Consider the following 581-nt stretch of genomic DNA (forward strand, 5'->3'; position numbering starts at 1 on the left):
TGCGCCAGCGAACCGCCGCTCCCGGGCCGTTCGTCGCCGTGGTCTTCCGTCCTGCTCATAAGCTCAGCTTATGCAACGCCCGGCATCCGCCCGCCGCACGAGCGCCGGCCGTCAGCGGCGGACCGCCCGCAACGCCCGCCCCAGCACCTCCGGCGCCTTTGCCAACGACGGGCCGTACCAGGTCAGATGGCGCCCGCTGAGAAGGGCGCACGGCAGGCCGGGGAAGGCCTCCGGGCCGTCGTCGGCCGTGAAGCGGTACGGCTCGTCGGGGAGGACGACCACGTCGGGCCGGGCCGCGCGCACCTCGTCGAGCGGGATGCGCGGATACCGTTCGGAGTGGTCCGCGTACAGCGTGCGTACGCCGAGGCGGGCCAGCAGGTCCCCCGCGAAGGTGTCGCGGCCGAGCACCATCCACGGGCGGCGCCAGATCGGCACCACCGCCGTGCGCGGCTCCTGGAACGCCGGCGGCGCCTCCCACGCCGCCTCCGCCGCGTCCAGCCAGCCGGGCCGGCTCCGCACCCCGCATGCCGTCAGGACGCGGTCCAGCTCGGTGAAGGCCTGCGGCAGGGTCCGTACATGCG

1 protein-coding gene is annotated in these 581 nt (G+C 75.2%); it reads right to left on the minus strand.

Annotation, left to right across the window (positions count from 1 at the left end):
- Positions 1-111 precede the first annotated feature (111 nt).
- Positions 112-581, minus strand: a 470-nt coding sequence (locus LPA54_RS35465) for a helical backbone metal receptor (protein ID WP_228984694.1), incomplete at its 5' end; no start/stop codon positions are given.

The organism is Streptomyces sp. DH12 (assembly GCF_020873895.1).
GTDB lineage: Bacteria > Actinomycetota > Actinomycetes > Streptomycetales > Streptomycetaceae > Streptomyces.